The sequence below is a fragment of the Enterococcus songbeiensis genome (assembly GCF_005405265.1).
Taxonomy (GTDB): Bacteria; Bacillota; Bacilli; order Lactobacillales; family Enterococcaceae; genus Enterococcus_C; species Enterococcus_C songbeiensis.
This window is the reverse complement of sequence record NZ_BJDS01000003.1, coordinates 184,926-201,787: the sequence shown is the minus strand read 5'-3', so window position 1 is coordinate 201,787 and position 16,862 is coordinate 184,926. Positions and strand designations below refer to the sequence as shown.

Sequence of the window (16,862 nt, the reverse complement as noted above, 5' to 3'; positions counted from 1 at the left end):
ATTTTGATTTTCTGAATTTTTCAATACTTTTGAGGTATAATTTTTCTGAGTGGTAAAATGTCAGATTTTGGAGGTAGTTATGGAAACAAAGCTGAATCAAGAGATACGAACTGTATTAGAAAAGTTCGACAACAGATATTTTATTGATGGTGTTGTCAATAAAAGCAAAGTGATTCGTGACTTAGATAGTTACGATGCTGATTTAGTAAAAGAACTATTATTAAACGATGAACTAAAAGAACGGTTTACGATGGAAATTGTTGGCTCAACAGTCATCAAAGTGAATGATTTAATTGATGTGTTCGAACAAGATGAATACTGGCAAAATTCTTATACAAAATATTCTAAGAAAATTGGGTTGACTATAAACGAAAAATTTTTGGATGAAACAAGTGAAGTCGTACTGGATTTTCCATACAAAGACACCATTTTGAAAGCGAGTATGTCTAAGGAAGATACTGATCGAGACGGCCTGAAACCGGATGAACCTTTTTTAAATGAAGTCATTGCACGTGATGAAATTGATACTCTACTGGATAAGAAAATTTTGGTAAATGCAAAGCGATATACAAAAGAGGGTGTGGAAGAAGTTAAAACTTTTAATGAAGATAATCTGATTATAAAAGGGAATAATTTGTTAGCCCTTCACACAATCAAAGAACTATATACTGGTAAGATTCAATTGATTTACTTAGATCCACCATATAATACAGGAAACGACAGCTTCGATTATAACGATAGATTCAATCACGGTGCATGGCTTACCTTTATGAAGAATAGACTTGAAATAGCACATGAGTTATTGTCTGATACAGGATACATTGTTATACAAACTGATGACACTGAGCAAAGTTATCTAAAAGTACTGATGGATTCTTTGTTTGGCAGAGAAAATTATGTTAATACAGTGTCGGTTCTATTTAAGAATATTGCTGGAGCCTCGGGTGGTGGCGAAGATAAACGATTGAAAAAAAATGTTGAATTTTTAACGATCTACGCAAAGCAATATGAGCAAGCTAATATCTTTAATAACGTTTATGATTACAAGGAAGTTGGCCAATTGGTTGAAGAAATGAGAAATTCTGGAGTTAGTTGGAAATATACAAGTGTGCTCGTTGATGCTGGCGACAAAACTTATATAGGGAACACTTTGGATGGGTCAGGTGATGAAATAAAAATTTTCAAACGTACTAATTTCATAGTTAAATCAATTTCTCAGCTTATGCGGGAAGAAAACATTTCAGAATCAGAAGCATACAATAGATACGGAAAATTAGCTTTTCAAACGGCAATGCCACAAAGTTCGATTAGACCAAGAGTTATGGAGAAGTATAGAGAATTGGAGATGGAACCCAACAACTTAGTTTCTATAGAATATATTCCAAGAACGGGACGAAATAAAGGTCTCTTATATGAGCAATTCTACAAAGGTGATAATTTTCGCTTGTTTGCATGGTTAAAAGATGTTACTGAAGACATAGATGGAATTTTATATAAAAAAGAAAAGTTGGGTACTTTTTGGAATTATGTTGGTGAAACGAAAAATGTGAACAAAGAAGGTCAGGTTGAATTTCCTAACGGTAAAAAGCCAGAAAGATTACTTGGTAATATTATTGAAATGACAACCCAAGAAGGTGATTTAGTATTAGACTTCTTTATGGGATCGGCTTCTACACAAGCAACGGCATTAAAGATGAACCGGAATTTTGTTGGTATGGAGCAAATAGATGAACAGTGGACTAAATCACTTGAAAGACTTCAAAATGTTCTGAGAGGTGATCAAAGTGGTATTTCAAGAGATGTTAATTGGCACGGCGGAGGATCGTTTATCTCACTTGAACTAATGGAGAAAAATACTGGATTCATCAAAGAGATTGTCAATGCAAAAGACATGACGGAATTACAAGCTATCTTTAAACAAATGATGGAAACAGCTGATTTTGATTTTCGTGTGGATTTAGAAGAAATCCAAAAAGATGATTTGTGGCAACAAGCTATCGACGATCAAAAACGAATTTTGATTAAAGTGATTGACAAGAACCAACTTTATTATAATTATTCGGAAATCGATGATAAAAACGTACGGGATTTGATTTCTGATAGTGATTATGAATTCAACAAAATTTTTTATGCGGATAGAGGTGAATAAAAATGGCAAAGAAAAAAGCCGTCAAAAAGAAATTGCCACTTCCGCTATTAGATGAGTTAAAAACATTAGATAAAAGTTTTATGAATAGTGAATCGGGCTGGGAAACACCTGTTTATCTTGAACAAAATATGGTTCATAAATTTCGTAGTTATCAATCAGATGCTTTGCGATATTTTCATTATTCGCAAGCATCGGAAACGTTTAAATATAGAGATATGAAACATGTGCTATTTAACATGGCGACTGGTAGTGGAAAAACAGATGTCATGGCTGGTTTAATTTTGTATATGTACCAAGAACTAGGGTATCAAAATTTTTTGTTTATCGTGAATACGAACAGTGTTTTAAACAAGACAATTGATAATTTAACCAACCCACAGTCACCTAAATACCTTTATCAGGAAACAATCGAAATTGATGGTGAACGAATTAAAGTTGAACGGGTGAAAACTTTTCCAAGAGTACAAAGTAAAAATACCATCTACATCAAATTGTCTTCTGTTCAAATGGTTGCGACAGATATTTTTACACAAAGTGAAAACTCAATGGGAAAAGATGATTATGCACGATATAAGGTGACAATTTTAGGCGATGAGGCGCACCATTATTCTGCTTCTTCTAAGTCAGAAAAGGAACTTGAGCAGTCATGGGAAAAAGCTATCAATATTATCCTAAACGCACGAGAGGATAATAGACTATTAGAGTTTACTGCAACAATTGACCTTGAAAACAAAAATATCTATGAAAAGTATAAAGATAAAGTGTTGTACCGTTACGCATTAGATCAATTTATCTTGGATCGGTACTCAAAAAACGTCAAACGAATTCAATCTGGAAACTCTGATGAAGAAAATATGCTAAGTGTTGTCCTACTTAGTGAATTTCGTCGTCGCTATGCGTTGGAATTGTATCACACGCAAATCAAACCGGTTATTATGTTCAAATCTCAAAGAATTGATGCATCAGATGAAGCCAATCGAAAATTCAATGGACTGATTCAAAGTTTAACACCTGAAACTGTACGAGGGTTTCTGACAAGACAAAAAGCATTGAAGTCAGAAGATGAAAGTGAAACACTATCTATTGCTTTTGACTATTATCGGAAAAATGATGAAGTTCTTCTACAAATTGTCAGAGAGATTAAACGGGAATTTTCATCTAATCGTATCATTAATGCCAACGATAGCGATCGTGGAGCTGGAATGTTGGAAAAAGGACAATATGAAGTGCTGAACACATTGGAAAGTCCTGCTAATTTGTATCGTGTTGTGTTTGCGGTGGCGAAATTAACAGAAGGCTGGGATGTTTTGAATTTATATGATATTGTTCGTATCAGTAATTTTCAAAATACAAAAGGCGATAAAAAAACAACAATGGCAGAAGCACAGTTAATCGGGCGGGGGGCAAGATACAATCCGTTCATATTAGATGGTGAAAGAAGTTATCAGCGTCGGTTTGATGAAAACGTGAATGCGACACCTAGTTTAGTTTTAGAAACTCTTCACTATCATACGATTAACGAGCCCCAGTATTTGAAGAATTTAGTTGAAGCGTTGGATGAAATGAATTTACCATCTGGTGAAGATACAAAAAATCCGTTACTTGATGTTTTAGTAAAGCCATCATTTAAGCGGACGAATGTATGGAAGAATGGGAAAGTTTATTACAATCAAACGATTGAAGTGAGTGATTCTTACTATGATGGACTAGATAAATATGGTGTAGATAATCAAAATGATATTGTCGTAAAATGGCGATTTGCTTCACAGGAAGTTGGGTATAAGGATAATATCGTGCAAGAAGATTATACAGATACGCATCAAATTCCTGTTCAACTTGATGAACGTTTTTTGAACAAAGCAATGAATCGATTAAGCTTTTTCCACTTTGATAACTTGAAAAAATTCCTTCCTAACTTGAAATCAAGAGAAGAATTTTATGGTGATAAATGGTTGAACATGAAAGGGAGAACATTGTATGCGACCGTACCAATGACTTTTATGCGAAAAGACTTAACAGCAGATGAAAAACTGGAAATATTGGAATTGTATTTACAAGAAGTCGCGCTGAAAATCAAAAGTGGGTATAACAAAGCGAAGGGCACAAACAACTTTATTGGTTATCCGATTAAGGAATATATTTCTGATTATCGTAAGCGAAAACCCAATTACGATACTGGCAAAATGGTGTTAGATGGCAAACCGCAGACTGTTGACCGTTATGTAATTGATGATGCTTCTTTTGTCTATGATTCGGCAATTATCAACATGACAGAAAAGCAATTAGTTGATCGAATTCTTGAACGTGTTGGAGAATTACGGGAACAATATGATGATGTTTATCTGATTCGAATGGATGAAAATATGCACCGTGAATCCGCTAAAAATGAAGTGTTAAAACTACATCAATTTGAAGCACATCCACAAGTTGTTCATTTAGAAGGATTCCAACCTGATTTTATCTTATATCTGCAAAATGCGGAATATTTCATGCAAGTCTTCATTGAGCCAAAAGGTGGTAACTTATTGGAACGTGAACAATGGAAAGAAGATCTGTTGCAATATATCAACGAAAATGAGGGTAAGCTTGTTTTTGAAGATGAAGTAGATGATGTAAAAATTAAAGGTTTAAAATTCTATACCATAAATGATGGTAGAAGCACGATGAAACAGTTGGCACAAGTGGCACTGGGTAAAGAATTTGAAGGATTGTCGATTTAGGAAGGTTTTAAAAAATTCGATATGGGAAGGGAAAAAGAATGACCGATAATTATGGTTCAACCTGGAATAAGTGGGATTTACATCTGCATTCTTGCTATACGTATTTAAATAACGATTTTGACCATGACAATACTGGGAGTATTGTTGAACAGACTTTTGTAGATGCAGTAGTTAATAGTGGTCTTAAAGCAATTGGATTAACCAATTACTTTAAGTTTTGTGATGAAGACTTCATACTGAAAAAAAAGTTAAATGAATTAGGGGTTAAAACGTTCTTAAATCTGGAAATAAGACTGAGCCATTTCAATAACAGCGACCAAAATTATGATTACCATATCGTTTTTGATGATGAAGTAGATGATGACACTATTAAAACCTTTTTGGCAAATGTGGAAGCTGAAGTTGGTTGTGGATCAAAGAAATTAAGTCAGCTATCTAAAGATGAAATCAATAATTCTGCTGTTGTACATTTTAATAGTCTCATTCAAGAATTAGAAAAAGAAAGTTCAGGATTACAAGGTAAATATTTACTTGGTTTTTTATCAAGAGGGCATGGTAGTGCAACAACGAAAGGAAGATCTGGCTCAAATTATGAAACAATAACCCGAAAGTCAGATTTTGTATTAAACTCTTCTGATAGTCGAGATAACATAATAGGTGATAGAAAATTTTGGTTGGAAGATTGTTCCTATAGAAGACCGTTATTACAAGGATCAGATGCGCACAATTTGGAAAATATTGGATTAAAATATTCATGGATAAAGGGTGATTTGACTTTTAATGGTTTAAAACAAATTGTTTTTGAACCTGAAGACCGAATATCATTGAATAAAGATTATCCAGACATAAAGAAAGACTATCAGATAATTGATAAAGTTATTTTTGAACAAAAAGGCCAAGATGGCTTATTTAAGAAGAGAACGGTGTATTTTAATCCTAATCTAAATACAGTAATTGGCGGTAGGTCAAATGGAAAATCAACGTTAACTAATTCTATAGCTAAAACTTTAGGTAATCCTAATTTTCAGGGACGGAATGAAAATATTGGTTCAGGAATGTTTACTTTTAAAGATACATGCAATACTTGTGTTGTTTGGAAAGATGGTCAAGAGAATAAAGGTGAAGAAAATTTACGAGATGTTGAATTTTTGCCTCAAGATCACATGATACGTATTGCTGAAAATGATGAATTACGTAACGAATTGATAGAAGAAACTGTAAAAGCAGATGATGAAAATTATCAGATGATTGTTGAGTTCGATGAAGATGTTCAATCAATTCAAAATAAAGTTGGCAATCTAATTCGAGAATGGCAAGGGCTAGACTATGAATTATCTTCATTGATTTCGCCAGAGGGAGATAAGAAGGGGATAGAGGCAGAAATCCAAAAGTTAAAAACCTTAATTTCAGAACAGCAAAAAAGCAGTAGTTTTTCTGATCAGGATAATTTTGCCTTTGAAACAGAGCGAAATAAGCTAAAGATAGCTACGGAGTGCAAAAAGAAAGCCGAATCGGATTCAAGGGTTTTAGAAAAGATAAGTCAAGAGAGCGTTGAGATAAATATCAACGTTAATGATTTGTCAGATGATTTAACTAAGCAATTGCAGGATTTTATCTTGAATCAACAAGAACAATTAAATTTAGCATGGCAAACTAAATTATTACAACTTCAGAAAGAACAACAGGGATTAATAGAAACTCAGAACATTGAAATAAAAAACGTGGAATCCTCTGGTGAATACAAAAAAGGGCTAGCAAATATTGCAACTAATGAAACACTAAGAAGTTTAACAAAACAGGTTGAGGTTGAGGAAGCCAAGTTAGCTAAGTTCAATATGTTTTCAGAAGAAACAGATAAGTTAAATTTGAAAATTATTCAGAAAAAAGAAGAAATACTTACACAGTATAATAATTATAAAAGGCTTCGAGAAAAATTAGAAAAGGAATTTAAAGTACAAGCAAATCAGGTTGAAATAGAATTGAACTTTGTGCCTATAACTTTTGAATCACAAATTGGTTACCTGCACGGAAGAAACAGTATAAATAATTCATTCATTGAAGCGTTTGATGCGAACTCTGATAGTAAAATAAAATCTATTTTCGATAACTTAGACTTGAGTTATAATCAAGGAAAAACGCAGAATGACTTAATCAAGGATATACTGGAAAGACAATGGTATAGTCGGAACTATACTCTAAAGTATGACGGGGATAACTTCTTACAAATGTCACAAGGAAAGAAGGCTTTTGTCATACTAACGTTAATATTGGAGTTTAGCAAAGATGAGAAGCCAGTAATCATTGATCAACCTGAAGATAGCCTTGATAATAGGGCGATTTATGTAGAACTAACCAAATATTTGAAGTCAAAAAAAAGAGATCGTCAGATTATACTAGTTACACACAATCCTAACGTTGTAGTTGGAGCTGATTCTGAAAATGTGATTGTTGCCAACCAACATTCTGAACTTTATCCTAATGCCAATCAAATTCAGTTTGATTATTTAAATGGACCTCTAGAAAATTCATTAAATAATGACGATGCGATAGACTTTTTAAGTAAAAGAGGAATCCGTGAACATGTAGTTGAGCTTTTGGAAGGCGGAAATGAAGCATTTAAGAAACGTGAAGAGAAGTACGAATTATCTTGATTTGAACTACTCTAGTAATATTGGTTTCGGCTCGCAGTATGTTATAAAAAATTGACACCATTGTTTTCAAATAAATTGAAAGTCAATAAAACTTTTCGTATTTCATTCTTTTTAAATCGTTGCTATTAAAGCATCATGAGGCTGTTTGAAAAATTGGTTGGGCTAACCAGGTCTTAAAAAATCCCGTAAAGCATCTCAATTCTCAAAACGTTAATCAATTCCTTATTGTATCAACGTTTACAAGAATTTTTTGGTTCAAGTTGGTTCAAATTATAAATTTGACAAAGAATTTAAGAGGTTTAAAGCATCAGCATCTTGCTGGTGCTTTTTTTCTGGCATCAATTCAAGATAATAGTTCTGCGTTGTTTGAATATTGATATGACCTAAGCGTTTTGATACATAGGCAATATCAATATCTTGTGAAAATAGAAAAGAAGCATGAGTATCTCTTAGGCCGTGGAAGGTAGTTTTTGGAATATCTAGTTTTTTCAGTAATCTGGCGAGCTTAGCAGATTGTTGAAAGCCGTCAGGATCAAAAAAATATCCATTATCTTTAATCGGGACAGATTTTAGAATATCGTAGACTTCTTGGTTAATGGAAATATCTCGTCTTGAATTTTTTGTTTTTAACGAGGTATCTTCAGAAGTTGGACTAAGGGAACGTCTGACATGGATACCATATTCAAAGAGGTCTTCGGGACGTATACCTAAAAGCTCTCCGCGTCTCATACCAGTTTCTAAGGCAAGGAGTACAAGAATGTTAAACTCATTTTCTCGATGATTAATGACATAAGTACGCAGTTTCTTTAATTCGGTAATAGAAAGTGCACGGTTTCTCTTATCTAAAACTTTCCCTCGTGTTTTGACTAAATTTGCAAAATCGGTAGCAAGATAGCCACGAGCATAAGCATCACGTAATGCCGTTTTGATTTTCAATAGTACTTCATGAGTGGTTTTACGAGAATGAGTTTCTGCATACTTATCTATTTTTCGTTGTACTACAATATCGTTCAAATCCTTTAACTGTATATCGCCAAATAATTTCTTCACCACTTGAGAAGTCCTTTGATAATTTTGAAAAGTCGTTTCTTTTACATCGTTTTTCTTTATGATATGAATCCAGTTTTCAAAGAAGTCAGCAAATGTTGTTGTACGCTCTGCTAATTGTTTTCCATTTCCTTTCTCCAATTCATTTTCCAAAGCCCAACGAGTTGCTTCCTTTTTAGAGCTAAATGATTTTGTCAATTTCTTATGTTGACCATGATTGTAAAGTGAGATCTGAGCTCTATATGAGTTACCACGTTTAATTATACTAGGCATTTATAACAAATCCTTTCACTGAAAGATGGTTGATAAATGCTAGTTGAATACACCGTCATTCTACATGGCGAAAAGCATCTAATCAACCATCCTACGATATTTTAGCTAGATAGAGTGCGTCTTAATAAAATTAATGAGGGAAGTGACAGTGTATCGTTCTTGTCTTCCTATCATAAAACGCTCTAACTCATCGTTTGCGCGAACGAATTTATCAAAAGATTTTGGATCGATCCCTAAAAAATGAGAAGCTTGTTCTCTAGTAAGTAGATAGGGCAATTCATAAGTAGTTATTGTATTTTTCATAGTTTATTTCCTTTCCAAAAATGTTTTTTGGCTGACACAAGGAAATGTGCTATACTCAACTTGTCTAGGGCGGAGTACGTTTATACATTTTAATGTGTAAGCTGTGCTTTGCTTTTTTTGTGTATTTTTTCTGCCTTCATATTTTGAAGACACTGGATATAAAATTCTACTTCTTCCTGATAATAATCAGGCTCAGCAATCAAATTTTCTAATATTTTTTGCTGCCTTGAACTAAGTTCCCCACAGCTAATAATCTTGTTAATCAAATTTGAATCAAAATGATTATCTACCTCTTGAATAAATGCGAGGGTGGGAGAAACGCTGTGAATTAACCAATTCATACTTTTCTCAAAGCTTTGAGGAATTGTTTCTAAAGAAATGGTGATTGCGCCATGATTGCCAATAAAGGCTGCCCATTTGGCATCGACTTTTGCACCTGGATCATTTGGAGCACGGTCATAAAAACAAATTGCCCCATTAAGTAACTCAAAGAATAGTTTGGTTAAATCATGGGTTTTTGAAATAATCTTTGCCAAGCTTTGCGCTTTCTCTTTTCGATACCGTAGTTCAAAGCGATTTTTTACTTCTGCTTCTTCTAAAGAAATTCCTCGTCGCTTTCGTTGTTCATAATCCTTCTGATAAAAGCAAAAGCGACACTGACTCTTCTTTGAGCCTAAATACAAGGTCTCACCATTTGATTCATTGTTTATGATATCCGTACCGCCATGAGATTCACTCACTTGAAAAGTGGTCCACACATGGCCTAGTGTTACCTTACGCTTCAGTTCTGGAATGCTGAGACTCCCCACAAAATCATCTAAAGTAAAATCAATCCGTGTAAAGTTTCCCTGATAATCTAATACCTTACGGAAGAACTCTTGCCAGTTTGATTTTGCGGTCTTCAAACGCATGGCAAGATGTTTACAGCCTTGACCTGAAAACTCCATTACGGTTCCTTTTACCGTATCATCAATGGAATACCGAATCGTGATTACTTGATTCCAAACATATTGCCCAATATAGCCCTTTGGCGCATAATCCAGTTCCTCAAAGCGTTCAATAGGCATGCCAATAATCTCTTCAATCAACTTTAAATGTTGATTCGAGAAAAAGTGAATGGTTAGATAATCAATCAAAACACGATTAACTGGAACAATCTCTTCTTGCAAACTATCCAATACAAGATTCAGTTTTTCTGCACTTAATCGTCTCGTTCCTTTTTCTACCTTTGATAGTAACGACCTCGAAATCCCCACTTTTTCTGCTAAATATCGCTGGGTCCACCCCCTTTCTTCTCGAGAAACTCGAATGGCTTCCCCGAGATCATTTTGATTGACTTGGTTCATAGAAAAACCTCCTTCTGCTATTAAATTGTCAAAGAACCATCAGACTTATTTTAAGTACAAATCGATTGTACGCCTGTATTTATTTTAAGTCAATACATTTTGACTTTTTTTAAGTACAAGCGTATACTGAATTTAAGAACTTATCATGAGGAGGATTTTTCATGGAGATAGACAAGCAAGCAGTGGGCAATCGAATTCGGCAGATTCGCCAAGAGTTAAAGTTGAGTATGGAGAAATTTGGCAAACTAATTGGTGATTTACCACGAAGTACAGTCAATAACTGGGAACGTGGAATTAACCTTCCAAAAACCGAAACCCTTCACCAAATTGCAGAGGTGGGTCATGTCACAAACGAATATCTTTTGTATGGTGATCAAGAAAATCAATACATTTTAGAAATGCTTCAAAAAAAGGCTGGTAAGCTTGATCCTAAGATTGAAGGACTGATAGTAGACGAAATGAAACAAGCCGGTCTTGTTAGTGAAAAAGAAATGGATCGGATGATTGAATTTTTTATTACAAACCTCATTCCACCAACCGAACAAGACCAGTTTACTTTCCAATGTATCGATGAGAAAAAGCAACTTTACCTTGGTTCAACTAATTTTGGTAAAGAAGCGCAACTCTATTTACACCATGATAATCAAAATCATATTCTGCACATAATGCCCTTTACCTTCTCCAACTTTAGTATGGATCGCTTACTCGTCTATTTAGCAAATCAAGAATCCTATTCCTATTTTGGGAAACATTTGCCCAAGAAACTTGTTGAAAAAGCCATCCTTCTATACTCGATCAATCAATTGACCGGCGATGTTCGAATCGCCCCATTAGTCTATTCAAAAGAAACAGCCTCCTATCAATACACAGAAGATAATCTATACCTATTAGAAGAACAATACCTCTATCTTCCATTCGCAATGGAAATCGAGAAAGAACGCCTGTTAAATGCAGCGTATCCGCAATCAAAATAAGGTGACAAGATTGATAAGCATGTGACAAAGAAAACACTGCTAGGACACTCCCAAATGGGTAGTTGTCACAGTTTCCTGTTCTTTGTTAGCCCCCTGTTAGAAAGAGGGGCTTGCCCATGCCGTCCGGCTACGCCGTCCTGCAACAGCATTAAAAAGAGGAAAGACTAGCTTATACGGCGCTGCCGTCGCTAGTCTTTCCTCTTTTTATGCTACTACTTGTCTATTTAGATTTAACTTTCATCAGTCGTAAGCCGTTCAAGGTAACTAATATAGTTGCCCCCATATCAGCTAAGATAGCAATCCACAATGTTAACCAGCCGGGAACTACAAGTAATAATGCTAATAGTTTGATTCCCAATGAGAAGGTAATATTTTGCTTAATGATTCTCAATGTTTGGCGACTTAATTTAACAATAAAGGGAAGTTTCTGTAAGTCATCACCCATTAAAGCAACATCAGCTGTTTCTAAAGCTGTATCTGTTCCAGCACCACCCATTGCGATACCGACTGTTGAGGCAGCTAATGCTGGCGCGTCATTAATACCATCACCAACCATGGCAACTTTTCCATAGGTTTCCTTGAGTGATTTAATATAATCTAATTTATCTTGAGGCATCAAATCGCCTTTTATTTCAGTTACACCTGTTTGTTTTCCAATTGACTGAGCAGTTGTAGCATTATCACCAGTCAGCATTATCGTATGCTCGATTCCTAAATCATGTAATTTTTCAATGACTGCTTTACTTGATTCTCTTAATTCATCAGCTACCGCAATGACTGCCAAAATTTGTTTATCCGTCCCTAAGAGCATCGCTGTTTTTCTTTGTTGCTGAAGTCTTTGGTAAGTTTCAATAATCTTCGAGTTATCTGTTAAAATAGATTCAAAAAGCTTTGGACTCCCTACAAGATAGGTAATTCCCTCAATGTTTCCTTGTATTCCTTTTCCAGTAATTGAAGTAAACTCGTCAACAACTACTGATTTATAAGAAATCGCTCTATTATCAGCTTCTTTTAAGATTGCTGACGCGAGAGGGTGTTGAGAATATGATTCTAATGCTGTAATAATTGAGAAATATTTCTCTTCGTCTTTTGAATCAACTGTAGTGAAATCTGTTACCGTTGGTGTTCCTTTAGTTAATGTTCCTGTTTTGTCAAAGGCAATGGCCTTGAGGCCACCAATTTCTTCAAGATAAATACCGCCTTTTACCAAAACACCATTTTTAGCAGAGTTTCCAATTGCTGAAACGATAGACACAGGTGTTGAGATTACTAAAGAACAAGGACAGCCAACAACTAATAAAGAGAGCCCTTGATACAACCAAGTATTCCAATCTCCGTTAAAAAATAATGGGGGAACAATGACGATTAATGCGGCAATCACCATAATGGTGGGTGTATAATATTTCGCAAATTTATCGACAAATGCTTGAGCAGGTGCTCGTTCACCCTGTGCTTCTTCAACCAAGTGAATAATTTTTGCAATAGTCGTATCATTTACATGTTTTGTTACTTTGACTTCAAGTGCACCTTCTTCATTAATCGTTCCTGCAAAGATATCATCATTAATATTTTTTTCAATAGGGACAGATTCACCGGTAATCGCAGCCTGATTCACTGAGGAATGGCCTTTAATGACTTGACCATCCATAGCAATTTTTTGTCCAGGCTTAATGATCATAATATCGCCTACTTCGATTTTTGAAACATTAATCATTTGTTCAACATTATTTCTTCTAATTAATGCTTCTTTCGGAGCAATATCCATTAGGGAACGTATTGATTGTCTTGCTTTATCCATTGAAAATCGTTCTAAAGCCTCGCTAATTGCAAATAAGATAACAACGATTGAGCCCTCAGTCCATTCACCAATAATTGCAGCACCAATGATTGCAATTGTCATAAGAGATTCCATTGAGAAATCCAATTTAAATAGGTCTGAAAATCCTTCTTTAAACAAACTAAATCCGCCGATAATAATCGCTAGTATAAATAATCCTTCTGTTAATAGCGCATCTTCACCGTTAACTACTTGAGATACTAATGCCAAAATAATTAAAAACAGTGAAACCAATAGGTTCCAGTTTCTTTTCACAAAAGGCTCTTTTGTTTCAATGCGAGGTTCTGTATCATGTTCGGACTGAACTTTCAGATTCTCAAAAGCTCCTGCAGCTTCAATTTCTGCAATAGTCGCTTCGCCTTCGATAGAGATTTTTCCGGCACCAAAATTTACTTTTGCATCGGTAACTTTTGGTATTTGAGAAACATTTTTTTCGAATTTTGCCGCACAATTCGTACAGCTCAATCCTTCAACCCGATAGACTTGTTTTTTTTCACTCATACTAGCACCTCATCTTCTAAATATAGTTTGGAATTTAGTAGTTGGACAAATTTATCATTCTTGATAGAGTAATAAACCAATTTCCCTACTTTCCGACTCACCACAATTCCATTCTTTTTCAATGATAATAAATGGTGTGAGGTTGTTGCCACGCTTGCTTCAATAGTTGCTGCGATATCACATACACATAATTCATCCTCATAACTTAGGGCGTAGATAATTTTTAAGCGATTCTCATCAGCTAAAATTTTGAAGACACTTTTCAAGCTCGAAATATCTTCAGTTTGTAACTTTTCTTTTCCTAGTAAAACTTTATCTTCATGAACACATGAGATTTCACAAATTTCGTTTTTCATACAGCTCCCCCCTTTATTCTAATTGATATTTGAATGAAGTGTATCATAGATTATTATTATATTCAAGTTATCATTTGAATATACAGGGAACAGTAAAGATTGAATGATGAATCTATAGAGTAGTGATTTTCAAACTTGGTTTAATCGAGCCCAAAAGAGTAACTAAGTAATTTGAGCTGAAAGACAGAAACATTTGACAAAACATAGATGATTATCTATATTTTATACATAGATAGTTATCGATATGAAGGAGAAAAGCTATGAACTATGAAAAAACATCATTATTATTAAAGGCTATGGCTGATCCAAAACGGATGAAGATTGTGGATCTTCTTTCTTGTGGCAGTCTTTGTGCATGTGATCTACTGGATCATTTTGACTTTACTCAGCCAACACTATCTCATCATATGAAGGTGCTAGAACAAGCTGGAATTATTTCAGTCAGTAAAAAAGGGAAATGGCATCATTATACGTTACAAGAAGAGTTTGTCAGAGAATTTTTGGGTTCAATGATGCAACTGCTGTCTAATGACGAGCAAACGTGTATCTGTCAGAATAAAGAATGTGTAGAAAAAGGAGAAGAAGTACATGAAAAAATTAGAACTATTTGAACCAGCAATGTGTTGCTCAACCGGTGTTTGTGGTCCCTCAGTGGATGAAACATTGCTCATGATTACCTCAGTTTTTGAAGCGCTACAGGGAGTCTTTCAAATTGAAGCGACTCGTCACAATTTGACCAGCGACCCAGATGCGTTTGTCAATAATGAGACTGTGTTGAAGGTGATGCAAGAAAAAGGCAATGAAATCTTGCCAGTTACAGTGATAGATGGTGCCATTGTTAAAATGGGTGCGTATCCAACAATAGATGAACTTTCTAACTACACTGGGTTGGTATTTGTTAACCAAAATTCTGAACAGACAGGCGGTTGTTGTGGCGGATCTGGCTGCTGCTAAGGGAGATGTAAATATGCAACGATATGAATTAAATCAACTGAATCCGACAAAATATTTATTTTTTACTGGTAAAGGTGGCGTGGGTAAGACAACGGTTGCTTGTGCGACAGCGACAAGTTTAGCAGATAATGGCGCGAAGGTGATGTTGGTTAGTACGGATCCTGCTTCGAATCTGCAAGATGTATTTCAGACAGAATTGACCAATAAACCAAAAACGATCGACAGCATTCCTAATTTGAGAGTAGCTAATTTTGACCCAGTGACGGCCGCAGCTGAATATAAGGAAAGTGTTGTTGGTCCTTACAGAGGGATTCTACCCGATAGCGCATTAGAAAACATGGAAGAGCAGCTGTCTGGTTCATGTACCGTGGAGATTGCGGCTTTTAATGAATTTGCAAATTTTTTGACAGATAAATCTGTTGAAGAAGCCTACGATCACATCATTTTTGACACGGCTCCGACCGGTCATACATTAAGGATGCTGCAGCTGCCTTCTGCGTGGAGTAATTACTTAGATGAAAATACGACAGGTGTTTCTTGTCTAGGACAGTTATCTGGTTTAGGCGATAAAAAAGAGATGTACGCTGAAGCAGTTAAAACGTTAAGCCAAGAAGAATTGACTACACTAATGTTAGTGACTCGCCCTCAAAAAGCGGCAATAATCGAGGCGACTCGAGCGTCTGATGAATTAAGTCAACTAGGTATTCTTAGCCAAAAATTAATTGTTAATGGATTACTTGAAACAGCGGATGATCCTATTTCACAAACGATTTACGACCAACAACAAAAAGATTTAAGTGAGATGCCCGCAGGATTAAAGAAATTTGAGCAATTCTATGTTCCGTTACGAGCGTACAACGTAACAGGTATCCAGAATCTACGGACTTTACTTGATAAGAATCAACCACCGATTTCAGAACAAACAAATCCAGCGATTGAATTGCCTACACTCAGTGAGATTGTCGCTGATTTTATCGCAACAGATAAAAAAATTATTTTTACAATGGGTAAAGGTGGCGTAGGGAAGACCACTATTGCGATTCAAATAGCGAAAGCTTTGTCAAAAGCTGGCAAGAAAGTTCATTTAGCGACAACAGATCCGGCCGATCACTTAAGCCTTTATTTAGCAGAGACTAAAGAAATTTTTGTGAGCCATATTGATGAAGAAAAGGAATTGCAAGCTTACCAAGAAGAAGTTTTAGCCAAAGCAAGAGAAACGATGAGTGCGGATGATGTTGCGTATGTGGAGGAAGATTTGCGTTCCCCTTGTACCCAAGAGATTGCCATATTCAGAGCCTTTGCTGAGATTGTCGATAAGGCTGAAAATGAGATTGTTGTGATAGACACCGCACCAACCGGTCATACATTGTTATTATTAGATTCTACCCAAAGCTATGCAAAAGAGGTCGAACGCAGTGCTGGTGAAGTTCCAGCATCTATCAAAAAACTGTTGCCGCGTTTACAAAATAAGGCTGAAACTGAAGTATTAATGGTCACCTTACCTGAAACGACGCCTGTTTATGAATCATTACGGCTTGATGCGGATTTGGATAGAGCAAAAATTGCTCATACATGGTGGCTAGTCAATCAGAGTATGTATGCGACAGACACATCGAACGTAATTTTAAAAGCTCGGGCAGCCAATGAGATTGAATGGATAGAGAAAGTGGCTGAAGTATCCAACGGGCATTTTGCAGTGGCTGAATGGGTGTCTGATTTTGAAGCAGAATTCGTCCACTAAACGTTTTACT

12 protein-coding genes are annotated in these 16,862 nt (G+C 35.4%); 7 read left to right on the top strand and 5 right to left on the bottom strand.

The genetic code is table 11. The features are described from left to right. Positions 1-79 precede the first annotated feature (79 nt). Genes FFM66_RS02890 through FFM66_RS02880 form a run of 3 tightly spaced genes read left to right on the top strand, consistent with a single transcriptional unit; the run spans position 80 to position 7,520 of the window. Positions 80-2,149, top strand: a complete 2,070-nt coding sequence (locus FFM66_RS02890; RefSeq protein ID WP_137604955.1) for a site-specific DNA-methyltransferase — start codon at positions 80-82, stop codon at positions 2,147-2,149. A gap of 2 nt (positions 2,150-2,151) precedes the next feature. Next, the gene (locus FFM66_RS02885; RefSeq protein ID WP_137604954.1) at positions 2,152-4,869 is read left to right on the top strand and encodes a DEAD/DEAH box helicase family protein; all 2,718 of its coding nucleotides are present in this window, start codon (positions 2,152-2,154) and stop codon (positions 4,867-4,869) included. Positions 4,870-4,907: 38 nt separating this feature from the next. Continuing rightward, a complete protein-coding gene (locus tag FFM66_RS02880; protein ID WP_137604953.1) occupies positions 4,908-7,520 on the top strand; it encodes a TrlF family AAA-like ATPase in 2,613 nt (870 codons plus the stop codon). 270 nt (positions 7,521-7,790) lie between these two features. Here the strand turns inward: FFM66_RS02880 and FFM66_RS02875 are convergent, their stop codons facing one another. The 3 genes from FFM66_RS02875 to FFM66_RS02865 form a co-directional block, all read right to left on the bottom strand. Continuing rightward, positions 7,791-8,840: a tyrosine-type recombinase/integrase gene (locus FFM66_RS02875; protein ID WP_002406008.1), complete on the bottom strand. Its 1,050-nt coding sequence runs from the start codon at positions 8,838-8,840 to the stop codon at positions 7,791-7,793. Positions 8,841-8,945: 105 nt separating this feature from the next. Beyond that, a complete protein-coding gene (locus FFM66_RS11445) occupies positions 8,946-9,143 on the bottom strand; it encodes a hypothetical protein (protein ID WP_002372025.1) in 198 nt (65 codons plus the stop codon). An 89-nt stretch (positions 9,144-9,232) separates the two neighbouring features. Next, a complete protein-coding gene (locus FFM66_RS02865; protein ID WP_137604952.1) occupies positions 9,233-10,489 on the bottom strand; it encodes a replication initiation factor domain-containing protein in 1,257 nt (418 codons plus the stop codon). A gap of 161 nt (positions 10,490-10,650) precedes the next feature. On the opposite strand from FFM66_RS02865, the gene FFM66_RS02860 reads away from it, so the two are divergent. Beyond that, on the top strand, positions 10,651-11,463 hold the full coding sequence (locus FFM66_RS02860; RefSeq protein WP_137604951.1) for a helix-turn-helix domain-containing protein: 813 nt from the start codon (positions 10,651-10,653) through the stop codon (positions 11,461-11,463). 220 nt (positions 11,464-11,683) lie between these two features. Here FFM66_RS02860 and cadA read toward each other — a convergent pair whose 3' ends face one another. Together cadA and cadC are read right to left on the bottom strand one after the other, a co-directional pair. Next, positions 11,684-13,801 carry a cadmium-translocating P-type ATPase CadA gene (gene cadA, locus FFM66_RS02855; RefSeq protein WP_070293505.1) on the bottom strand — a complete coding sequence of 706 codons (2,118 nt, stop codon included), beginning with the start codon at positions 13,799-13,801 and terminating at the stop codon, positions 11,684-11,686. After that, entirely contained in the window at positions 13,798-14,157 is a 360-nt protein-coding gene (gene cadC, locus FFM66_RS02850) for a Cd(II)-sensing metalloregulatory transcriptional repressor CadC (RefSeq protein ID WP_002406511.1), read from the bottom strand. Before cadC ends, cadA begins: the two co-directional genes overlap by 4 nt. 260 nt (positions 14,158-14,417) lie before the next feature. On the opposite strand from cadC, the gene arsR reads away from it, so the two are divergent. Genes arsR through arsA form a run of 3 tightly spaced genes read left to right on the top strand, consistent with a single transcriptional unit; the run spans position 14,418 to position 16,852 of the window. Beyond that, the gene (arsR, locus tag FFM66_RS02845) at positions 14,418-14,768 is read left to right on the top strand and encodes an As(III)-sensing metalloregulatory transcriptional repressor ArsR (RefSeq protein WP_010750088.1); all 351 of its coding nucleotides are present in this window, start codon (positions 14,418-14,420) and stop codon (positions 14,766-14,768) included. Continuing rightward, the gene (gene arsD, locus FFM66_RS02840; RefSeq protein WP_010750089.1) at positions 14,746-15,111 is read left to right on the top strand and encodes an arsenite efflux transporter metallochaperone ArsD; all 366 of its coding nucleotides are present in this window, start codon (positions 14,746-14,748) and stop codon (positions 15,109-15,111) included. Before arsR ends, arsD begins: the two co-directional genes overlap by 23 nt. Positions 15,112-15,124: 13 nt before the next feature. Beyond that, positions 15,125-16,852, top strand: coding sequence for an arsenite efflux transporter ATPase subunit ArsA (gene arsA, locus FFM66_RS02835; protein WP_025480573.1), 1,728 nt, complete (start codon positions 15,125-15,127; stop codon positions 16,850-16,852). Positions 16,853-16,862 lie beyond the last annotated feature (10 nt).

Excerpts from the sequence above, each read along its gene's own strand:
- cadA (WP_070293505.1), bottom strand. The coding sequence starts at position 13,801 with ATGAGTGAAAAAAAACAAGTCTATCGGGTTGAAGGATTGAGCTGTACG.
- FFM66_RS02865 (WP_137604952.1), bottom strand. The coding sequence starts at position 10,489 with ATGAACCAAGTCAATCAAAATGATCTCGGGGAAGCCATTCGAGTTTCT.
- FFM66_RS11445 (WP_002372025.1), bottom strand. The coding sequence starts at position 9,143 with ATGAAAAATACAATAACTACTTATGAATTGCCCTATCTACTTACTAGA.
- FFM66_RS02860 (WP_137604951.1), top strand. The coding sequence starts at position 10,651 with ATGGAGATAGACAAGCAAGCAGTGGGCAATCGAATTCGGCAGATTCGC.
- FFM66_RS02890 (WP_137604955.1), top strand. The coding sequence starts at position 80 with ATGGAAACAAAGCTGAATCAAGAGATACGAACTGTATTAGAAAAGTTC.
- cadC (WP_002406511.1), bottom strand. The coding sequence starts at position 14,157 with ATGAAAAACGAAATTTGTGAAATCTCATGTGTTCATGAAGATAAAGTT.
- arsA (WP_025480573.1), top strand. The coding sequence starts at position 15,125 with ATGCAACGATATGAATTAAATCAACTGAATCCGACAAAATATTTATTT.
- FFM66_RS02875 (WP_002406008.1), bottom strand. The coding sequence starts at position 8,840 with ATGCCTAGTATAATTAAACGTGGTAACTCATATAGAGCTCAGATCTCA.
- arsR (WP_010750088.1), top strand. The coding sequence starts at position 14,418 with ATGAACTATGAAAAAACATCATTATTATTAAAGGCTATGGCTGATCCA.
- FFM66_RS02880 (WP_137604953.1), top strand. The coding sequence starts at position 4,908 with ATGACCGATAATTATGGTTCAACCTGGAATAAGTGGGATTTACATCTG.
- FFM66_RS02885 (WP_137604954.1), top strand. The coding sequence starts at position 2,152 with ATGGCAAAGAAAAAAGCCGTCAAAAAGAAATTGCCACTTCCGCTATTA.
- arsD (WP_010750089.1), top strand. The coding sequence starts at position 14,746 with ATGAAAAAATTAGAACTATTTGAACCAGCAATGTGTTGCTCAACCGGT.